Annotated in this window: 18 protein-coding genes; 2 read left to right on the plus strand and 16 right to left on the minus strand. The window is 61.5% G+C overall.

Going from position 1 to position 20,164, the window contains the following annotated elements:
- Nucleotides 1-64: 64 nt before the first annotated feature.
- The 12 genes from ACQKEK_RS00215 to dksA form a co-directional block, all read right to left on the minus strand.
- Nucleotides 65-940: an oxygenase MpaB family protein gene (locus tag ACQKEK_RS00215; protein ID WP_499140685.1), complete on the minus strand. Its 876-nt coding sequence runs from the start codon at nucleotides 938-940 to the stop codon at nucleotides 65-67.
- A gap of 157 nt (nucleotides 941-1,097) precedes the next feature.
- Nucleotides 1,098-2,762 (minus strand): glucose-6-phosphate isomerase, encoded by a 1,665-nt coding sequence (gene pgi / locus ACQKEK_RS00220; protein WP_046162821.1) that lies wholly within the window; start codon nucleotides 2,760-2,762, stop codon nucleotides 1,098-1,100.
- 333 nt (nucleotides 2,763-3,095) lie between these two features.
- Complete coding sequence (gene panD, locus ACQKEK_RS00225; protein WP_499140686.1) at nucleotides 3,096-3,476, minus strand: aspartate 1-decarboxylase; 381 nt, start codon at nucleotides 3,474-3,476, stop codon at nucleotides 3,096-3,098.
- 102 nt (nucleotides 3,477-3,578) lie between these two features.
- The gene (gene panC, locus ACQKEK_RS00230; RefSeq protein WP_499140687.1) at nucleotides 3,579-4,442 is read right to left on the minus strand and encodes a pantoate--beta-alanine ligase; all 864 of its coding nucleotides are present in this window, start codon (nucleotides 4,440-4,442) and stop codon (nucleotides 3,579-3,581) included.
- Nucleotides 4,439-5,239: a 3-methyl-2-oxobutanoate hydroxymethyltransferase gene (panB, locus tag ACQKEK_RS00235; protein ID WP_064481636.1), complete on the minus strand. Its 801-nt coding sequence runs from the start codon at nucleotides 5,237-5,239 to the stop codon at nucleotides 4,439-4,441. Before panB ends, panC begins: the two co-directional genes overlap by 4 nt.
- A 161-nt stretch (nucleotides 5,240-5,400) precedes the next feature.
- Nucleotides 5,401-5,895, minus strand: coding sequence for a 2-amino-4-hydroxy-6-hydroxymethyldihydropteridine diphosphokinase (gene folK, locus ACQKEK_RS00240; protein ID WP_499140688.1), 495 nt, complete (start codon nucleotides 5,893-5,895; stop codon nucleotides 5,401-5,403).
- A 1-nt stretch (nucleotide 5,896) separates the two neighbouring features.
- Nucleotides 5,897-7,294, minus strand: a complete 1,398-nt coding sequence (locus ACQKEK_RS00245; RefSeq protein WP_128120995.1) for a polynucleotide adenylyltransferase PcnB — start codon at nucleotides 7,292-7,294, stop codon at nucleotides 5,897-5,899.
- Between the two features lie 657 nt (nucleotides 7,295-7,951).
- Nucleotides 7,952-9,376 carry a sigma-54-dependent transcriptional regulator gene (locus ACQKEK_RS00250; RefSeq protein WP_128120996.1) on the minus strand — a complete coding sequence of 475 codons (1,425 nt, stop codon included), beginning with the start codon at nucleotides 9,374-9,376 and terminating at the stop codon, nucleotides 7,952-7,954.
- A 200-nt stretch (nucleotides 9,377-9,576) separates the two neighbouring features.
- Entirely contained in the window at nucleotides 9,577-12,531 is a 2,955-nt protein-coding gene (locus ACQKEK_RS00255; protein ID WP_499140689.1) for a sensor histidine kinase, read from the minus strand.
- The gene (locus ACQKEK_RS00260; RefSeq protein ID WP_003095129.1) at nucleotides 12,515-12,691 is read right to left on the minus strand and encodes a hypothetical protein; all 177 of its coding nucleotides are present in this window, start codon (nucleotides 12,689-12,691) and stop codon (nucleotides 12,515-12,517) included. The genes ACQKEK_RS00255 and ACQKEK_RS00260 overlap by 17 nt, the downstream gene beginning before the upstream one ends.
- 120 nt (nucleotides 12,692-12,811) lie before the next feature.
- Entirely contained in the window at nucleotides 12,812-13,702 is an 891-nt protein-coding gene (gluQRS, locus tag ACQKEK_RS00265; RefSeq protein ID WP_499140690.1) for a tRNA glutamyl-Q(34) synthetase GluQRS, read from the minus strand.
- A gap of 92 nt (nucleotides 13,703-13,794) precedes the next feature.
- The gene (dksA, locus tag ACQKEK_RS00270; RefSeq protein ID WP_019342101.1) at nucleotides 13,795-14,238 is read right to left on the minus strand and encodes an RNA polymerase-binding protein DksA; all 444 of its coding nucleotides are present in this window, start codon (nucleotides 14,236-14,238) and stop codon (nucleotides 13,795-13,797) included.
- 192 nt (nucleotides 14,239-14,430) lie between these two features.
- Here dksA and ACQKEK_RS00275 point away from each other — a divergent pair, with 192 nt between their 5' ends.
- Both ACQKEK_RS00275 and sfsA read left to right on the plus strand, forming a co-directional pair.
- Nucleotides 14,431-15,603 (plus strand): pyridoxal phosphate-dependent aminotransferase, encoded by a 1,173-nt coding sequence (locus tag ACQKEK_RS00275; RefSeq protein WP_499140691.1) that lies wholly within the window; start codon nucleotides 14,431-14,433, stop codon nucleotides 15,601-15,603.
- Nucleotides 15,603-16,310, plus strand: coding sequence for a DNA/RNA nuclease SfsA (sfsA, locus tag ACQKEK_RS00280; protein WP_499140692.1), 708 nt, complete (start codon nucleotides 15,603-15,605; stop codon nucleotides 16,308-16,310). The genes ACQKEK_RS00275 and sfsA overlap by 1 nt, the downstream gene beginning before the upstream one ends.
- A gap of 46 nt (nucleotides 16,311-16,356) precedes the next feature.
- Here the strand turns inward: sfsA and ACQKEK_RS00285 are convergent, their stop codons facing one another.
- From ACQKEK_RS00285 to ACQKEK_RS00300, 4 genes are all read right to left on the minus strand, one after another.
- Nucleotides 16,357-17,676 (minus strand): PQQ-dependent sugar dehydrogenase, encoded by a 1,320-nt coding sequence (locus ACQKEK_RS00285; protein ID WP_499140693.1) that lies wholly within the window; start codon nucleotides 17,674-17,676, stop codon nucleotides 16,357-16,359.
- Between the two features lie 32 nt (nucleotides 17,677-17,708).
- Entirely contained in the window at nucleotides 17,709-18,236 is a 528-nt protein-coding gene (locus ACQKEK_RS00290) for an MgtC/SapB family protein (RefSeq protein ID WP_128121002.1), read from the minus strand.
- 64 nt (nucleotides 18,237-18,300) lie between these two features.
- Nucleotides 18,301-19,323, minus strand: a complete 1,023-nt coding sequence (locus tag ACQKEK_RS00295; protein ID WP_128121003.1) for a DUF5924 family protein — start codon at nucleotides 19,321-19,323, stop codon at nucleotides 18,301-18,303.
- 134 nt (nucleotides 19,324-19,457) lie between these two features.
- Nucleotides 19,458-19,952, minus strand: coding sequence for a DUF2726 domain-containing protein (locus ACQKEK_RS00300; RefSeq protein ID WP_499141321.1), 495 nt, complete (start codon nucleotides 19,950-19,952; stop codon nucleotides 19,458-19,460).
- Between the last annotated feature and the right edge of the window lie 212 nt (nucleotides 19,953-20,164).

The raw sequence follows: 20,164 nt of genomic DNA on the forward strand, positions 1-20,164 counted from the left end.
CCGCGGGGCGCTCATGTTGGCACAGGCCTGAAGGCGGCTCCAGGTGCGGAACCTGCCGGTCACGCTAGCGTATGGGCAGGCCCATGCGGCTCCGTGCCCGGTGCACCGAGCCGCTGCGTACGGCCCAGCGCAGCACCGGGGCGGTTCGCCTTACTGCTATCCGAATCAGTTGCCGTTCGCGGTCGGACTGGCTGAGATCGAGCATATCGCTGGCCCAGTCCGGCAACAGGTCGATGCCGGCGCGCATCATCAGGGCACCGAACGGCTTGGCGAGGCGACTCGGAGCGGGCGCTTCGAACAGGATGCGTACGATCTCCCGTGAGCGCTCATCACAGCGCAGTTCTGGCCGGATAGCCGCGAAATAGTCCTCTATCTGCTGCCGCGAGCGCGGCACCTTGCGTGCGCCGAGCGCTTCGGCAATACGTGCGACCTCGGTGTAGTAGCGGTCCTGTTCCTGACCTGGCAATGCCGGGTTGAGGTAACGCAGGTGCGCCTTGAGAAAGCTGCTGACTTCGGCGACATGCACCCAGGTCAGCAGGTCCGGGTCGTACGCGGCGTACGGGCGGCCGTCGGGTGCTTGGCCGGTGACCTTCAGGTGAATGGCTCGGACCCGTTCAATCAGCCGCTGCGCATCGGCCTGGCTACCAAAGGTGGTCGCCGAGATGAACTGGCCGGTGCGACGCAGTCGGCCGAGCAGATCGTCGCGGAAATTCGAGTGATCCCAGACGCCGGCGAGCGCAAGCGGATGCAGGGCTTGGAGCAGCAGTGCGGAAATGCCGCCGATTAGCATCGAGGTAAAGTCGCCGTGCACGCGCCAGCAGACCGAATCCGGGCCGAACAGACCGGGGTCGCCTGGTGGGTTTTCGTAGTCGACACCGCCGATGGCCAGCCCGGTGAGGCTGAGCACCTGCGATTCGATATGACGGCGGATCATTTCCAAAGGGCGACATCTGGCTGGACTGGGAAGTCGAATCTTACTCGATGTCCAGGCGTTACCCAGGCCCAGTCGATCAGCGTGGTGCCGAAGGCGTATCTGTGAAGCAGCGGAGGAAGGGGCACCGGACAGCGGTCAAGTGCTGTCCGGTGCTGTACATCGATCAGCCGCGATGGCGGCCGCGGAAGAAGTCGATCAACCCCTGGGTCGAGGCGTCTTCGGCGGGTTGCGCATCGAAGCTGGTCATCTGGCCGTAGACGGCTTTGCCCAGGTCCTTGCCGAGCTCCACGCCCCACTGGTCGAAGGAGTTGATTCCCCAGATCACGCCCTGGACAAACACCTTGTGCTCATAGAGCGCGATCAGCGCACCGAGGCGGCCAGGGCTGATGGTTTCCATGACCACAGTATTGCTTGGCCGGTTACCCGGAATGACCTTGTGCGGCGCCAGGCGTTCGACTTCGGCTTCGCTCATGCCTTTTGCTCGCAGCTCGGCTTCGGCCTCTTCGCGCGTCTTGCCGCGCATCAGGGCCTGGCTCTGTGACAGGCAGTTGGCGTAGAGCCACTCATGGTGATCGGCAACCGGATTGTGACTGACCACTGGCACGATGAAATCTGCCGGAATCAGCGGCGTGCCCTGGTGCAGCAGCTGGTGGTAAGCGTGCTGGCCGTTGGCGCCGACGCCGCCCCAAATCACCGGTCCGGTGGTGCAGGACACTGGGGTGCCGTCCTGACGCACGCTCTTGCCGTTGGATTCCATGTCCATCTGCTGCAGGTGTTTGACGAAGTTGCGCAGATAGTGGTCATAGGGCAGGAAGGCGTAGCTCTGCGCGTCCCAGAAGTTGTGATACCAGATGCCCAACATCGCCAGCAGAATCGGCATGTTGCTTTCGAACGGCTCGTTGAGGAAGTGCTGATCCATGCTGTACGCGCCGGAGAGCAAGTCCTTGAAGTTGGACATGCCGATGGCCAGTGCGATCGGCAGACCGATGGCCGACCATAGCGAGTAGCGGCCGCCAACCCAGTCCCACATCGGGAAGATATTCTTCTCGCGGATACCGAACTCAACGGCGGCTTTCTTGTTGCTTGTGACAGCGATGAAATGCCGGTAGAGCTTTTCTTCGGTGCCGCCTTTGCCTAGGTACCAAGTGCGTGCAGCTTGGGCGTTCTTCAGCGTTTCGAGGGTGCCGAAGGTCTTGCTGGAAATGATGAATAGCGTCGTCTCGACGTTCAGTTTGGCGGTCACCTCGCGGAACTCGCTACCGTCGATGTTCGCCAGGTAATGAGTGCGCACGCCGTGCTGAGTAAAGGGCAGGAGCGCTTCAGAGACCAGCTGTGGGCCGAGGAAGGATCCGCCGATGCCGATGTTGACCACGTCGGTGATGGTCTTGTCGCTGAAGCCGCGCCAGAGGTTGTTATGAATACGAGTGACGATGTCAGTCATCTGCGCCAGGGCGGCATGCACGTCACGCATGATGTTCTGCCCGTCGACCATCACCGATTCGCCCATGGGGCGTCGCAACGCGGTGTGCAGCACTGGACGATTCTCTGAGCCGTTGATTCGCTCGCCTTCGAACATGGCGCGAGCCGCTTGCTCGACGCCAGCCTCGCGGGCCAGATTCACCAGCAGAGTGCGAGTCTCGGGTGTGATCAGGTTCTTCGAATAATCGAGAAACAGGCCGCAACAGGATACCGACAGGTCATCGAAGCGCGTCGGATCGGCCTTGAATGCCTCACGCATGCTGAAGTTCTGCATGGTCAGGCGGTGTTCTTCCAAGGCCTTCCAGGATGGCAGGCCGGTGGCATCGAGAGGGTGCTGGTAGTAACTCATGGTTGTGCGGCTTCCTTTGCTTTGGCGGACTGTCTGCGGCTCTGCGATTCGTTCGGACAGTCATTCGATCATGCTGGCACGCTGGCATTCGTCCTGAATGTGGCAGGCGCGTTCCGCTGCGGCTGGACCGCAACGGCGGCGGCGCATCCTGCACCGTCGAGACTGGTCTGACTGGCAAAAACGCGCGGCGTTCCGAAGCGTTGCGCACAGGGTACGGATAGCGGCCAGAACAGGGCGACCATTGCAGATTTCCGCCGCCAGGGGAAACCCTTTGCACACAAAAAAGCCCGCGTCACGCTTGGCGATGCGGGCTTTCGAACAGCCGATGGTGAATCAGGCGACCTGAACTGGAATCGCGTTGCTGGTGTGACTGAGATCCCCATCAGCGCCCATATACAGAACGTGTGGTTTGAAGCTGGCCAGTTCGGCTTCGCTGTAGTGGGAGTAGGCACAGATAATCACCCGATGACCAACGCCGGCCTTGTGTGCGGCGGCGCCGTTGACGGAGATGATCTTCGAGCCTTCTTCGCCGCGGATGGCATAGGTCGTGAAACGCTCGCCATTGTCGACGTTGTAGATCTGGATCTGCTCGTATTCGCGGATGCCGGCGAGGTCCAGCCAGTCACCGTCGATGGCGCAGGAGCCTTCGTAATCCAGCACCGAATGGGTCACCTGGGCGCGGTGCAGTTTAGCCTTGAGCATGATGGCGTGCATGGCGGGGTCCTCCGGAGGCGCAAGCGGCGCAGAGTGTGCCCGAACCCTCAGGTCGGTTCAAGACCGAGGGCCGAGCTGGGTTATGCCGATGATCGGCCGTTATCAGTCCAGTGGCGGAGCGATGTCGACCAGCAGGTTATCCAGCAACCGAGTCTTGCCCAGGAACGCTGCGGCGAGGATCACAACTTCGTGGCTGTCTGGCTTGACCGGTTGCAGGTCCGCGGCGTTGCGGATCTCCAAGTAGTCGGGCCGCAAGCCGGCAGCCTGCAGTGCCTGATGGCCGGATGCGAGCAGCGCGGGGTAGTCACGTTCTCCGTTGCGCAGGGCGTCCGCCAGCTGTTGCAGCGTACGGTGAAGTACGGGCGCGGTTGCGCGCTCGTCGGCGCTGAGGTAACCGTTGCGCGAAGACAGTGCGAGGCCGTCGTCAGCCCGCACGATGGGTTCGCCAATGATCTGCACGGGCATGTTCAGGTCGCGGACCATGGTGCGGATAACCGCCAGTTGCTGGAAATCCTTCTGGCCGAAGACCGCAAGGTCCGGCAGCACCATGTTAAACAGCTTGCTCACCACGGTCGAAACGCCGTCGAAGTGCCCTGGGCGGCTGCCGCCACAGAGTCCCTCGGACACGCCCGGTACCCGAACGATGGTCTGCAGCGCCTGGCCGTGCGGGTACATTTCCTCGACGCTGGGCGCGAACAGCAAGTGGCAGCCGGCCTCGAACAGCTTGTCCTGATCGGCCGCGAGCGTACGTGGGTAGCTGGCGAGGTCTTCGTTGGGGCCGAACTGCAGCGGATTGACGAAGATGCTGGCAACCACGAAGTCGGCACGCTGGCCGGCCTTCTTGACCAGTGCGATATGGCCGGCATGCAGGTTGCCCATGGTCGGCACGAAGCCGATGCGCTTGCCTTCGCCCCGCGCGCGGGCCACCGCGGCACGCAGATCAGCAACGGTTTTCACCACGTTCATGCGGAGAACCCATGTTCGGCTGCGGGAAACTCAACGGACTTGACCGCCTGGACGTACGCGGCAATGGCCGTCGGTATATCGCCATGCTCACGCATGAAGTTCTTGACGAACTTTGGCGCTCGGCCGGTCAGCGACAGACCGAGCATGTCGTGCAGAACCAGTACCTGGCCGTCCGTGTCGCTGCCCGCACCGATACCGATTACCGGAACCGTAACCGCCTGTGTGATCCGCGCAGCCAGCTCGCTCGGGACACATTCGAGCAGCAGCATGGCCGCGCCAGCATCCTCAAGCGCCTTGGCGTCGGCAATCATCTGTTGTGCCTGCGCTTCTTCGCGCCCCTGCACCTTGTACCCCCCGAAGATGTTGACCGCCTGAGGGGTGAGGCCCATGTGTGCGCAAACCGGGATCCCGCGCTCGGCCAGCAGGCGAATGGACTCGGCCAGCCAGGCCGCGCCCTCGACCTTGACCATGTGGGCGCCGGCCTTCATCAAGGTCGATGAGTTGTTCAGCGTCTGCTCGACGGTCGCGTTGGCCATGAACGGCAGATCAGCGACGATCATGGCGCCGCGGTTGCCGCGTTTGACACACGCCGTGTGGTACGCCATCTCGTCAACCGATACCGGCAGCGTGCTGTCGTGACCTTGCAAGACCATGCCCAGGGAGTCGCCGATCAGCAGCATCTCGACACCAGCCTCGCAGGCTGTCTTGGCGAAGGTTGCGTCATAGCAGGTCAGCATGACGATCTTCTCGCCTTTCTGCTTGAGGCCTTGCAGGGTGGTCAGGGTTACGTCTGGCATCAAAGCCGTCCTCCTAAAGCCTCTCGGGGATCACGGTTGCAGGCGGAGCGTCAGGGTTGCCCCGTTTCGATGCATGCCGGCAGAGGGCGCTTATAGTCCTGATGGCGGGGAGCTAAGTCAATCGCGAGTGTTACCCGCAGGTTACATCTGTTACCCAGTGGTTACAGCGGGTCGCCGAGCCGCTCGAGGCCTTCAAATGGGCAGGCAGCGAGCAACTCAGTAAGCGTGCGGCCATCGGCGAGCTTGAGTTCGGCGGGGGCAATCTCGGCCAGCGGGTAGAGCACAAAGGCCCGCGCATGCATGTGGTAATGCGGAACCGTCAGGCGAGGCTCGCTGATCAGCCGATTACCGAACAGCAGAATATCGAGATCCAGTGTGCGAGGGCCCCAGCGCTCGGCTTTGCGCTCACGACCTTGAGCGAGCTCGATCGCTTGCAGCGCGCCAAGCAGAGCAAGCGGTGACAGCGAAGTATCCAGTGCCGCCACGGCATTGTTGTATCGGGGCTGGTCAGCAGGACCGAGCGGGTCGCTGAGATATAGCGAGGAGACGACTGCCAACTGCGAGTCGGGAATGCACGTCAAAGCGTCCAGGGCACCGCGCAGCTGCCGGCGCGGCTCGGCCAGATTGCTGCCGAGGCCGATGTACACACGTTCCATATCAGTCCGCTGATGCCGGTGCGCTTTCGTTCGGGCCCCGCTTGCGGCGGTTACTTCGCCGACGTTTGCGCGGCGCACCGTTACCCTCGTCTTTGCTGCTGAGGCCGCGGATCATGTTACGGCGATCACTGTCGCTGGCTTCCTGGTAGTCGGTCCACCATTCACCAAGACCATCGGTTTCCTCGCCGGCGCTCTCTCGCAACAGCAGGAAGTCGTAGCCGGCGCGGAAGCGTGGATTCTCCAGTAGCTGGTCTGCACGACGTCCTTGTCGGCGTGGCAAGCGTTCCTGCATGTCCCAGATCTCGCGCATGGGCATGGTGAAACGCTTGGGAATGGCCGTGCGCTGGCACTGTTCCCATATGAGGTCATGTGCGGCTTCCTGCATCGCCGGTATTGGCGGTAGGCCGCGCGCCTGGACCTCGGCGACGCGCGCCGGCAAGGCAGGCCAGAGCAGGGCCGCAAACAGGAATGCCGGGGTGACGGGCTTGCCTTGGGCGATGCGCAGGTCGGTATTGGTCAGGGCGTTGCGGATCAACGTACCGGCATACTCAGGGTTGTCTTCCAGCGCATCGGCGCTGGCCGGGAACAGCGGTGCGAACAGGTCGTACTCAAGCAGCAAATCGAAGGTGCGTTCGGCTTTACCGCTAAGGAATAGCTTGATGATCTCGTCGAACAGGCGCGCAGACGGCACGTCGTTCAACAGGTCGGCCAGGTCGGCAATAGGCTCCGCGCTATGCTTTTCGATCTCGAAGTCCAGCTTGGCGGCGAAGCGGACCGCTCTCAGCATGCGTACCGGATCTTCCTGGTACCGCTGCTCTGGGTCGCCAATCAGGCGGATCAGCCTGTTGCGAATGTCGTGAACCCCGTGGGTGTGGTCGAGGATCCGCTCGCTGGAAGGATCGTAATACAGAGCGTTAATGGTGAAATCGCGTCGCTGCGCATCGTCTTCTAGGGTGCCATAGATGTTGTCACGCAGAATCCGCCCGCTCTCGTTGCGCGAAGCCAGGTGGTTGGGTTCATCATCGTCTTCTTCGGGATGATTGGCGCGGAAGGTTGCGACCTCGATGATCTCGCGGCCGAAGTGCACGTGAACCAGCTTGAAGCGACGACCGATAACGCGTGCATTACGAAACTCGGCGCGCACCTGCTCGGGCGTGGCACTGGTAGCCACGTCGTAGTCCTTTGGCTCCAGATCGAGCAGCAGGTCGCGGACGCATCCACCCACGACATACGCCTCGTAGCCGGCATGCTGGAGCCGCTCGACGACACTGACGGCGTGCCGGCTGAGATCGTTGCGGTGCAGCGAATGCTGCCGGCTGGACAGTATTTCGGGGGTGCGACGAGGATGCGGGAGTCGGCGCAGGGGAAGACGAAAAGACTGGAACAGCTTTTTCAGCATGAGAGGCACTGTGTGGCGAAATGACAAGGTGGCGACGTGAATAGCCACGAAACAGGCGTGGATTCTAGCACCGGGAGCAGGGATGGTGAACGAAGCGCAGAGAGGTGTCAAAACCCGGCCGAGGCCAGAAAGCACTAGGGGGAGCCGAAGCTCCCCCTTTAAATGATGTCGCGTGCTTTGTTGTTATTAGTATTTCGGGCGTGTTGTTTTTGTTTGCGTCACCCGTTCCCTTCAGCTATCGCATCCAGGAATCGCTCCTACGTTGGGAGCAAAGAGCAAACGGATTTCTTTGGTCGCTGATTTACCATCGATCATTCGATCCAACCAGTTCAGGCGCTGCTTATGCAGTTTTTGTTGTTCTCAGCCTGGTCGCGGGGCAAAACCCCATTTGGCATTTCCTCTCCAAAAGAATCAGTTAGCTACGCCTCTGCCTTATTGTCTTTATTTTGCTAGAGCCGGTACGTCTTGTTCTTATTGTGGGTCTGCTTGTTATTGTTGTTGTGCCAGATATAAAGCATTCGCCGTGCCAGTTTTTGAAAACGCTTTTAAATCAATGGTTTGAGGATTCTGTTGCTGCGGATGGTTCAAATGTCGGCAGGTGTTCGTTACCGATGAACCCGCATTTTGTTACGTCTAGGTAGTGACGGTAACAGCGCACTACCCAGCTGCGGTCGATTTGCGCCGCGGGATGCCCAGCCGCTGACGACGCTCCCAAAGGCACTTGCGGCTGATGCCCAGCTTGCGTGCCAGTTCGGTCTCGGTCATGTGGTCCTGGTGCTCGAGTACGAAATGCTGAAAGTAGTCTTCCAGCGACAGATCCTCGGTCGGCTCGTTGCTTGTGGAAACAGCGGAACCTAGCAGGGCGCCGGGTTCATCAAAATCCTCGTCGAGCGGGTCGAGCTCAATGTCGATACCCAGCAGCTCAGCACTGATTTCCTCGCTCTCACTGAGAATCGCCGCCCGCTCGATGGCATTCTCCAGTTCGCGCACGTTCCCCGGCCAGGTGTATTGCCGTACGGCCTGCTCGGCCTCTCGGGAGAAGTGCAACCCCTCGGTTGCCATGCGCGCACTCTGGCGCGCCAGGAAGGCTTTGGCGATTTCCAGCACGTCGGCGCCGCGCTCGCGTAGGGGGGGCAGTTTCAAGGCGATGACATGCAGCCGGTAGTAGAGGTCCTCACGAAATTGCCCATTCTTGGCCAGCGTTTTCAGGTCACGGTGGGTCGCGGCGACCAGGCGCACGTCGACTTTTTGCGACTGGGTAGAGCCTACCCGCCGGATCTCGCCTTCTTGCAGTACGCGTAACAGCCGCGCCTGTGCTTCCAGAGGCAGCTCACCGATTTCGTCTAGGAACAGTGTGCCGCCATCTGCGGCCTCGACCAGGCCGGCGCGGCCGGCGCTGGCGCCAGTAAAGGCCCCTTTCTCGTGACCGAAGAGTTCGGATTCGATCAGGGTTTCCGGAATGGCGGCGCAGTTGACTGAAATCATCGGCGCCTTGGCGCGACGGGAGAGGTTATGCAGGGCGCGGGCAACAAGCTCTTTACCAGTACCCGATTCGCCTTGGATAAGTACATTAGAGTCGGTCGGGGCGACCTTGCGGATCTTGCCGAACAAATCCTGCATCGGGCCGCAGCGTCCGATAATGCCAATCTCGCCATTGATCGAATCGTCTGCCTTTGCGCCAGCAACGGGCGTGGCGCTGCGCGACGCCTCAGTCGGCGCCGAGGTGGCCTGCTGCCGATCATGAAGAATACGCGCCACGGTTTGCAGCATCTCGTCGTGGTCAAAGGGCTTGGCGATGTAGTCCACTGCCCCCATTTTCATCGAGTCCACTGCCGAGCGTAGGCTGGCGTAGCTGGTCATGATGAGCACGGGGGTGCCTTCGGCCAGCTTGATCAGTTCGGTGCCGGGCGTGCCAGGCAGACGCAGATCGCTGACGATGAGATCAAAGGAGGGAATGCTGAAGCGCTCTTGTGCCTCCTGCACCGAGCCGGCTTCACTCACCTCGTACTGGTTGCGCTCGAGCAGTCGGCGCAGGGCGGAGCGGATAATGGTTTCGTCTTCGACGATCAGAATATGGGACATCAGTACTCTCTCGACGGTCTGAAGGCGGCTACACGGTGGTGGGAGCGGCGCCTAAGAGGGCTCGTTCCCGAACCTGTGCTAGTTGCCGCGCTGCGGCTTGGTGCGGGGTGCCAGTGTCATCTTCATCCAGGACGCGGTGGGGCCAGCTATACGCTGGGCCGCCCATGGTCGAGACCTGGCAGAAAACGGCCGATGCCTCGTCATTCACCGGAATCTGCGGCCTCGACATGACGCGGCAAAGTAATGCGGAAACGCGTGCCGCGTTTGGTTTCCGGGTCGGTCGGGCTGTCAATATTGATCTGTCCATAATGCTCTTCCACGATCGAATAGACCAGTGCGAGGCCCAGCCCTGTCCCTTCACCTGGATCCTTGGTGGTGAAGAACGGCTCGAAAAGCCGATCCTGAATCGCCTGCGGAATGCCGCTGCCTTCGTCTTCGACGATGAGGTAGACGGTCTGTTCGGACACTTCGCTGCGTACTCGGATCGCGCCGCCGGGCTCCGACGCGTCGCGGGCGTTGGACAGCAGGTTGATCAGCACCTGAGCGAGGCGCTGCGGGTCGCCTTCTGCCAGATGATCCGGGTCGCAGAGGTTGAAGAATCTCACCTCGGTTCCCCTCCGGTTGAGTGAGAGCAGGGCAATCGCATCTTGCGCCACCTCGGCCAGGCTCACGGGGTACCGGTCCTGTTGCCTTCCGCCGGCATGGGCGAAGCTCATCAGTGATTGGACGATGCGTGAGACGCGTTTGGTCTGCTCGACGATCTGGTTGCTGATCTCGATGATTTCGCGGTCTGCCTCGCGCTCCTCGCGCAGATTCTGTGCCAGGCAGGCGATGCCGGTGATCGGGTTGCCAATTTCGTGAGCGACCCCCGCCGCCAACCGACCAATGCTGGCCAGGCGTTCGGAGTGAACGAGGCGGTCCTCCAGCTGTTGGGTTTCGGTGAGGTCTTCGACCAGCAGTACCAGACCGCTACTGCCGGGCGCCAGCGGCTCGGCGATCGCGGCCTTGTGCAGGTTCAGGCAGCGGCTATGGCCGTCCAGCTGCAAGCGTTGTTTATGCAGGTGCTCCTCGCGCTGCCGAGTAAAATCGCTTAGCAGGCTCTGCCAGGGCTCGGCGATGGTCGACAGACGAGAGCCCACCACCTGCAGCGCGGGAATTTCGGTGAGCTCTTCCAGAGCTTTATTCCACATCAGGATTTCCTGGTCCTTGGCCAGCGAGCAGACGCCCATCGGCAGCTCCTGCAGGGTCTGCCGGTGGTAACGGCGCAGGGCATCGAGTTCGGCAGCAAGGCCGGTAAGGCGTGAGTGATAGTCCTCCAGGCGACTCTCGATAAAATGGATGTCTTCGGTCACATAGCTGTCTGCACCGTTCTTGTAGGAGAGAAAATTCTCCACGATGTCCTGGGCGACGCTCGGCCCCATCAGGCCGGACAGGTTTGCCTCGATGCGATCGCGTAGCCGGCGCAATGCATAAGGGCGATGCTCATCGAAGGGCAGTTGCAGATCCCGCAGCGCCTGTTCCACCTCCCGCTGCGCAGTCTTGGCGCCCAGCGGCTTGGCGAGCTGAGTGGCGAATTCCTGCGGCGAGGCGGCTGCCAGCTCACGACGTTGAGGTCGGCGCACGTTTTCCACCGCGCACGCTTCTGCAGCGGCCTGCTCCTCGGCGCTGGTCTCGGTGAACAGCGAGAGCAGCGAAAACGCCAGCACGTTGACCGCCAGCGAGGCGATTGCCGCCAAGTGCCAGCTGGTGTCGTCCAGCACGTAGACCACGTTGAGCAGCGGGATGTAGAAGCCATCGAGGTTGCCGACCAGCGGCAGCAGCATGGTCACAACCCAGACTGCAATACCGGCGAGCAGCCCAACGATGTAGCCACGACGGTTGGCGGTCGGCCAATAGAGCACAGAAAGTACGCCGGGCAGGAACTGCAGGGTCGCCACAAAGGCGACAATGCCCAGGTTTGACAGGTCCTGCTCGGCGCCCAGCATCAGATAGAAGCCGTAGCCGGCCATGATGATGGCGAGGATCAGGCTGCGCCGGGTCCATTTCAACCAGCGATAGATGTTGCCCTCGGTAGGGGGTTGGTAAAGCGGTAACACGAGATGGTTGAGTGCCATACCCGACAGGGCCAGGGTGCTGACAATGATCAGACCGCTCGACGCTGAAAGTCCGCCGACGAAGGCCAACAGCGTCAATGCCTCGCTCTGCGCCGTAATACCGAGGCCGAGGGTGAAATATTCGGGGTTGGTGCTGACGCCAAGTTTGAGCCCGGCCCATAGAATCAGCGGCACGGCCAGGCTCATCAGAAGCAGATACAGCGGCAGGCCCCAGCTGGCGCTGACCAGCGCGCGCGGGTTGAGGTTTTCGGTAAAGGTCATGTGATACATGTGCGGCATGACAATCGCCGATGCGAAGAACACCAGCAGCAAGGTGCGCCACGGCCCTTCCTGCAGCGGCGTATGCAGCGCCTGCAATGCCGACTGGTTCTGCAGCAGCCAGATTTCCAGCTGATGCGGCCCACCGAACACGACAAACAGCGCGTACAAACCGATGGCGCCGAAGGTCAACAGCTTGACCACCGATTCGAACGCGATGGCGAAGACCAGCCCTTCGTGCTTCTCCCGTGTGGCGATATGCCGGGCGCCGAAGAGAATGGTGAAGAGCATGATCATCACGCAATAACCCAGCGCGACCCGTTCCTGCAGGGGCTCAAGGGTGAGAATCCCGATGGCATCGGCGACTGCCTGAATCTGCAAGGCGAGTAGCGGCAGCATGCCAATCAGCATGACCACCGTGGTCAGCGCGCCGCTCCAGGTGCTGCGGAAACGGAAGGCGAACAGATCCGCCAGTGAAGCCAGCTGGTAGGTTCGGGTGATACGTAGTATCGGATAGAGCAGGACCGGCGCCAGCAGAAACGCGCCGCACACGCCCAGGTAGGTGGCGAGGAACCCGTACCCATATTGATAGGCCAGACCCACCGTGCCATAAAACGCCCAGGCACTGGCGTAGACGCCGAGGGACAGGGTGTAGGTGAGCGGGTGTCGAATGACCCAGCGCGGGATCAGTCCTCGCTCGCTGATCCAGGCCACCCCGAACAGCACCAGCAGATAGGCGACACTGATCAGAATCAGGTGGCTGAGGCTAAAGCTCGTCTGCATCGCGTTGACTCTGAAGGATGAAGGTCACCACGATGAGGATCAACCACAACAGATAAGGCCGGTACCACGCGCCGTTGGGGTCAATCCACCAGTCCATGATTGCAGGGGAAAACAGATAGATCCCCACCACCAGGAGCAGCACCAGTCGGTAGATGTACATGCTGGAACTCGTGTCGAAAGTAGGCGGATGGTAAAGGAAGCGGCAAGCGGCAAGCCACAGGCTGGCGGAAAAGAGCGTCGCGCGTCGGTTTTACCCATATTAAGAGGCACAGATGCCGCCTCAGCGAAGCTGCGACTCGGCCAGGGTTCGACAGCGCGGGATGCGCTCGGCATTCCAGTGGCCTGTCGCCCAAGTCAGCACCTCGGCGGGCAGTGCGTCGTTCAGCTCGCCCGGCGTGGATTGGCCGAGCGCGCGCAGCGCACGCAGTAACAGCGGTGTGGCTTCAGCCGGTTGCAACGGCGGTGAGCGGTAACGTTTTCCCAATTTATGGCCATCGGGCTGAATGATCAGAGGGACGTGCAGGTAGCGCGGGTGTGGCAGGCCAAGCAGGTCCTGCAGAAAGAGTTGCCGCGGGGTCGAGTCGAGCAGGTCGGCACCGCGGACGACGTCGGTCACGCCCTGCCAGGCATCATCGAGCACCACCGCCAGCTGATAAGCAATTAGCCCGTCTCTGCGGCGGATCACGAAGTCGCCCACTTCGCGGGCCAAGTCCTGGCTGTACTGGCCCTGGACGCGGTCGCTGAAACTGTAGGTCCGATCCGGCACGCGCAGGCGGATGGCGGCGTCAGTGGTGTCGCGGCCGGCTTCACGGCAGAAACCCGGGTAGAGTCCGGCGAACGCCTGCAATTGCTTGCGCGAGCAGGTGCAGGCATAGGCATGGCCGTCCTGCCTGAGGCGATCAATAACTTCGTTATAGACCTCAAGCCGTTCGCTTTGGCGGACTATCTGCCCGTCCCACTGGAAACCGTAGGCTTCCAATGCCTGCAGAATCGAGGTCTGCGCCCCCGGCATTTCTCGCGGCGGATCGAGGTCTTCCATGCGCAACAGCCAACGGCCGCCAACGGCACGGGCATCGAGATAGGAGGCGAGGGCGGCGATCAACGAGCCGAAGTGCAGATAGCCGCTGGGGGTCGGCGCGAAGCGACCTATGTAGGAAGAGGGTGTGGACATGGGCCGGCTCGGGTAAGGGGCGTCGAGGCGGGGTGAAGCAAAGGCGCGGGAGGCCGAAAATGAAGCGGGGCGCCGTAGCGCCCCGTTCGGGATCAGGAACCGATCTGCTTTTCCTTGATCTCCGCCAGCGTCTTGCAATCGATGCACAGCGTAGCGGTCGGACGGGCTTCCAGACGGCGAATGCCGATCTCGACGCCGCACGAATCACACCAGCCATACTCATTGTCTTCGATCAGCTGCAGCGTCTCGTCGATCTTCTTGATCAACTTGCGCTCGCGATCACGGGCACGTAGTTCCAGGCTGAATTCTTCTTCCTGGCTGGCGCGATCGGCCGGATCGGGGAAGTTGGCCGCTTCGTCCTGCATGTGATGCACGGTACGGTCAACTTCCTCCATCAGCTCCAGCTTCCACTTATTGAGGATGCCGGTGAAATGAGCGCGCATGTTGTCGCTCATGTATTCCTCGCCCTTGGACTCCTTATAGGGAACGAAGGCGCGGATCAGTTGGTTGCTGGGTGTCGTTTTAGTAATGGGCATGGATGAACGCCTCTCGCTATGTCCATTGCGCAGGATAGTGAATCCCTCTGCCGGCCCGTGCCGGCCCTGCGGCTGCAAGCGGGCGAACTTACCAGATCGTATCGGGGTGCGCTACTCCCGAATATCACGGTGGCTGCGGTGTCAGAGGGACCTTCGGTAGAATTCACGTTTTGTACTCGTCAGGAAGGTCAGATGACCTCGTCATATAGCGCGCGTAGCCGTGCAATCGAACCCTTTCACGTCATGGCATTGCTGGCCCGGGCCAACCAATTGCAGGCGTCTGGACATGATGTCATTCACCTGGAGATCGGGGAGCCGGACTTCACCACCGCCGAGCCCATTGTCGCGGCCGGTCAGGCTGCCCTCGCGGCTGGTCATACCCGCTACACCGCTGCCCGAGGGCTGCCGCAGCTGCGCGAGGCGATTGCCGGTTTCTACAAGCAGCGCTATCAACTGTCTATTGACCCCGAACGCGTGCTGATTACTCCCGGCGGGTCCGGTGCGCTGCTGCTGGCCAGCAGTTTGCTGGTCGACCCGGGCAAGCATTGGCTGTTGGCCGACCCGGGGTACCCCTGCAACCGGCACTTTCTGCGCTTGATCGAAGGTGCCGCGCAACTGGTGCCGGTCGGCCCGGATGTGCGCTATCAGCTGACGGCCGATCTGGTTGAGCGGTACTGGGACAAAGACAGTGTGGGGGCCCTGGTGGCTTCGCCGGCCAATCCCACCGGTACCTTGCTGACACGGGACGATCTGGCGAGCCTGTCGGCTGCGTTGAAAAGCCGCGGCGGGCATCTGGTGGTGGACGAGATCTACCACGGCCTCACCTATGGCGCCGATGCGGCCAGTGTGTTGGAAGTCGACGACTCGGCGTTCGTGCTTAATAGCTTCTCCAAGTACTTCGGCATGACCGGCTGGCGCCTCGGCTGGCTGGTTGCGCCACCTCAGGCTGTCAGCGAGCTGGAAAAGCTGGCGCAGAACCTCTACATAAGTGCGCCGACCATGGCCCAGCATGCCGCCCTGGCCTGCTTCGAGCCGGCCACCCTGGAAATCCTCGAAGCGCGTCGCGGCGAATTTGCCAAGCGCCGTGATTTTCTGCTGCCCGCATTGCGCGAGTTGGGCTTCGGCATTGCGGTGGAGCCGGAAGGGGCTTTCTATCTCTACGCCGATATCAGCGCCATCGGCGGTGACGCTTACACGTTCTGCCAGCACATGCTGGAAACCGAGTTTGTCGCCATTACGCCGGGGTTGGATTTCGGGCGGCACCAGGCCGGTCACCATGTGCGTTTCGCCTATACGCAGAATTTGCCCCGACTGGAGCAGGCGGTCGAGCGCATTGCCCGTGGCCTGCGAAGCTGGAAAGGCTGATGCAGTTCACAACGCCTCTGGAGCAGGGTCGGCTGGTTCGGCGCTACAAGCGATTCCTCGCCGATGTCGTTACCGACGCCGGCGAGCACCTGTGCATCCACTGTCCGAATACCGGCTCGATGCTCAATTGCATGGGCGAGGGCGCGCGCGTCTGGTTTCAGCGCAACAGCGATCCCAAGCGCAAGCTGCCGGGCACCTGGGAACTGGTTGAAACCCCGCAAGGGCGGCTGGCCTGCGTCAACACGGCACGGGCCAATCGACTGGTCGAAGAGGCGCTGCTGGCCGGAGTGATTGGGGAATTGAGCGACTTCACCGCGCTCAAGCGTGAGGTGGCCTACGGCATCGAGAACAGCCGCGTGGATTTCCGCCTGGACTATCCCGCAGGACCCGCGTTCGTTGAAGTCAAAAGCGTGACCCTGGGCTTCGCTGATACGGCTGTTGCGGCCTTTCCCGATGCGGTGACGGACCGCGGCGCTCGCCATTTGCGCGAATTGGCGGTGCTGGCCCGTCAGGGCGTACGGGCGGTACAACTGTATTGCGTCAACCTCATGGGTATCGAGGCCGTGCGCCCTGCTGGCGAGATCGACCCGCGCTATGCCGCCGCGCTGCGGGATGCGGTGGAGGCGGGCGTCGAAGTGCTGGCCTATGGCGTCGAACTGTCGCCGAAAGAGATTCGGCTGGTGCGTCCCTTGCCGGTCATTCTGTAAGCAGACCTGTAGCGACCGGTTGGGGCCCGGTCGCGATCCTCTCCATTCACCGGCCGCTGGGTGTCACGCGCCAGATCACGTTACCGACATCATCGGCCACCAGTAGCGCGCCGGCCTTGTCCACTGCGACGCCCACCGGGCGACCCATGGCCTGCTCATCCTCGTTGAGAAAGCCGGTCAGCACGTCTTCGGCTGTGCTGTCCGGCTCGCCATCCTTGAAGGGCACGAAAACCACTTTGTAGCCACTGCGTGGCTTGCGGTTCCAGGAGCCATGCTGGCCGATGAACGCGCCGTGACGGTAGCGCTCGGGCAGCAGCGAGCCGTCGTAGAAGGCCAGCCCGAGCGACGCCGTGTGTGCGCCAAGCGCGTAGTCGGGCACGATGGCTTTGGCTACCAGATCCGGCCGTTGCGGCTTCACGCGCTCGTCGACGTGCTGACCGTAATAGCTGTAGGGCCAGCCGTAGAAGCCACCGTCCTGTACAGAGGTCATGTAGTCCGGCACCAGATCGCTGCCGATTTCGTCGCGCTCGTTGACGGTGGTCCATAGCTCGCCGCTGTCTGGTTGCCAGGCCAAACCATTGGGGTTGCGCAGGCCCGAGGCGAACAACCTCATCGTCTTATCGTGCGGGTCAATCTCAAGAATGGCCGCGCGGTTTTCCTCGGCCTCCATGCCGTTTTCACCTACGTTGCTGTTGGAGCCGCTGGTGACGTACAGCCGTGATCCATCGGGGCTGGCGATGACGTTCTTGGTCCAATGGTGGTTGATCGGCCCGGCTGGAAGATCGACCACTTTCTCACCCGCCGCGTCGATCCTGGTCGCACCTTGCTTGTAGGGGAAGCGCACCAGCGCATCGGTGTTGGCGACGTACAGCTGATCGCCAATGAGTGCCATGCCGAAGGGCGAGTTCAACCCTTCGAGGAATACCGAGCGGTCCTCCAGCGTGCCATCGCCATCACTGTCACGCAGCAGCGTGATGCGGTTGGCGCTCTTGCCGCCGGAGCCCGCCCGCGCCATGACCTTCTTCATGATCCAGCCACGTAGGCCTTGGCCGCCCTCCGGTTTGGCTGGCGCATTGCTTTCGGCCACGAGCACGTCGCCATTGGGCAGCACGTAGAGCCAACGCGGGTGATCGAGGTCGCCGGCGAACGCCTGAACCAGTAGACCGGGAGCCGCTTGTGGCGAGCGTCCCGCTGGCCACCCGGTGGCTTCGGCGATGTTGACGGTCGGGATCAGCGACTTGTCCGGCTCGGGTAGCGCCGGGGCCGGGCCGTAGCCCGCTTCGATCGGCAGTGTTGCAGTGTCGCCGCATCCGGCCAGGCCAAGCATAAGCGCCCCGGTTGTCAGGTAAGCGTAACGGCTAGGCATGGTCTACTCCTGTGTGATGATCGCAGCTGGAGTCATGGGGCATTGTCCTGATCACGCCCCCTCTTGTTGGTACTGGCCGATCGATGCGCTGCATGTTGTTCCAGGCGAGGCATCAGCAGAAAGATGACCAATGCGAAGGCCGTTGTCATCACTGCGGTGGACTCATGACCCAGCCCCGTGGCGACGCCGATGGCCGCGGTCAGCCAGATTCCTGCCGCCGTGGTAAGGCCTTTGACGTCCTCCACCGAACTGCCCTTGAGAATAGTGCCGGCGCCCAGAAAGCCAATGCCGGTGATGATGCCTTGCATGACCCTAGACAGGTCTTCGATCGGCATCCCCGCTTCCAGTGGCACTAGAACGAAGAGCGCAGCACCCAGCGATACCAGCATATGGGTGCGCAGGCCGGCGGCCTTGCCCTTGTATTCACGTTCGTAGCCGAGCACGCCACCCAAAAACGCGGCCAGGACGAGCCGTACGGAGACGCGAATCGCATGCTCGAAGTCGGGGATGTCGGAAAACTCCGAGGCGACGGTGCGGGTCAAGATGTCCCACCATTCCATGCATTCCTCCCTTGGGCTTTAGCGGACGTGCTTTTCCGTTCGAGTACCGCCTGGTTTCAGCGGTTCATTCCACGACCTCGAAGCGCAGCATGCCGATCATCTGTCCTGCCTCGGTCATCACCCGCACGCGCCACTTACCTTCGGCCTGGTTTGGAAAGTTGCGCTTGTGGGTCCAGGCACGATAGCCGGCCTCCCGGCCACCGCTGATGTCCAGCGGGATGCGGTCGACCCGCTTACCGTTGTGCGTCCATTCATGGTAGATGCGTTCTTTCAGGCCGCGTGGCGCATTGATTGCGGTAAATGCGTAGAGGCCATTGCTGTGCAGCTGTTGGTTGGAAATTTCACGCAGACGATTGCCAGGCTTGCGCGAGGCATCATCGAGGGTCGTGGTCACTGCGACATCCGTCAGCCAGAGCGTGGCCGGCGGCACCCAGGTGCGTCCCACCCAACCGGCCAGGCCGACCACGGCAGCGAGCGCCAGCACCCCGAGCACGCTTCTCCAGTTCCACGAAGCAAACAAGCCGCTGAGGCTCGGCAGTGCGAGTACCACGGCGATGCCCAATGCCCAGAGGTAACTTTGTGGTGTCGACAGGTGAAAGATGATCGGTAGCGCAGTGAGTAGAACGGCAAACAATGTCAGCGCATGAAATGCCAGATAGACCCAGCGTCGCGGCGCGAGCCACTTGTAATAGAGCGGATCGACCAGCGAGACCAGCGCTGCCACGCCCAGCATCACGGTGAACGCAGCCTGGCCACTGTTCCAGGTCGTGGTGATGAAAAAGAACGGGATGATGAAGAACAGGCTTTCCTGGTGGACCATTTGCGTCACATAGCGCAGCAAAGGCGGCGGCACCTTCCAGCCGAAGCGGCGTTCCAGACCGGCGCGTAGGCTTTTCTCCAACATCAGCCAGAGCCAGCTGAACAGCATCAAGGCGGCGATGACCTTGGCCAACCCGGCGTGGCGCTCGACCAGCACAAAACTGGCCAGGCCCGAACAGAAACCAAAGAGTGCAACCGTGCCGGGGTAGCGGCGAATCAGCCGCGAGGCCAGATCGAACAGGCTCAAAAAGAGTGTCTTCAACGACATGACGACTTCACGGTGAGGGGTGTCTCCGATTGATACGAGGCAGACGCCGAACGAGCGAGGGGCTCATCTTTGTTCTATAGGCAGGCTATTGTGCTTGAGTTCCCGGGCTGCCGTTCAGGCATCGCAGCGGCTGATTATGCCGAGCCGTGTGAGATGGGAGGGATTGCCTGATCAATGGCCGCACACAAGCGATCATAGGCGCGGGCGGTCTCCGGTGTCAGGCGGATCAGTGGTAGATCGATGGTCTGGCAGAGCTCATCGACGAACGCGTTGGACTCGTCAGGCTGCTCCATTTCGATAGCACAACAGGGCGTCAACGTCTGCGGATCGCACAATAGGAAATCGAACCGTGCCGCGGAGATGCGGTTGACCGCCTGATACCAGGGCGCACGCCGCGGAACCGCTGTGACTTCAACCACATCGGCGACACGCACCTTGCATAGAATCAGGAAGCGCTTACCCACGGCCTGCTGCAACAGGGCCAGCAATTCCTGCTCGCTCGGCTGAAAAAACGGCTCCTGCAGCCGGTAGGGCATGCGCAGCGCCGGGTGGTTGTACTGACGCTGCTTGATAAAAAAGACCAGCGCAAAGCAGACGAATGCCACTAGCACCAGAGCCAGGAAACTCATCATCGAGCGGCCTCCGGCATTGACGGAGGCGAGCTTGCAGAAACGAGCCATGACGGCATAAAAAACTCCGGTACGACGAATGTAGCTATTGGAGGAGGCGACCCCGGTGAAGTTCGTTCACCAGTCAGCGATGCGAGCGCCGCCTTGGAACGCTCGCAAATAGTTATCCCATATATCTGTTAAGTGTTCTGTGGATAACCTTGGGGCCAACA

The sequence above is a fragment of the Pseudomonas sp. NPDC077408 genome, from assembly GCF_050269105.1.
Classification (GTDB): domain Bacteria; phylum Pseudomonadota; class Gammaproteobacteria; order Pseudomonadales; family Pseudomonadaceae; genus Stutzerimonas.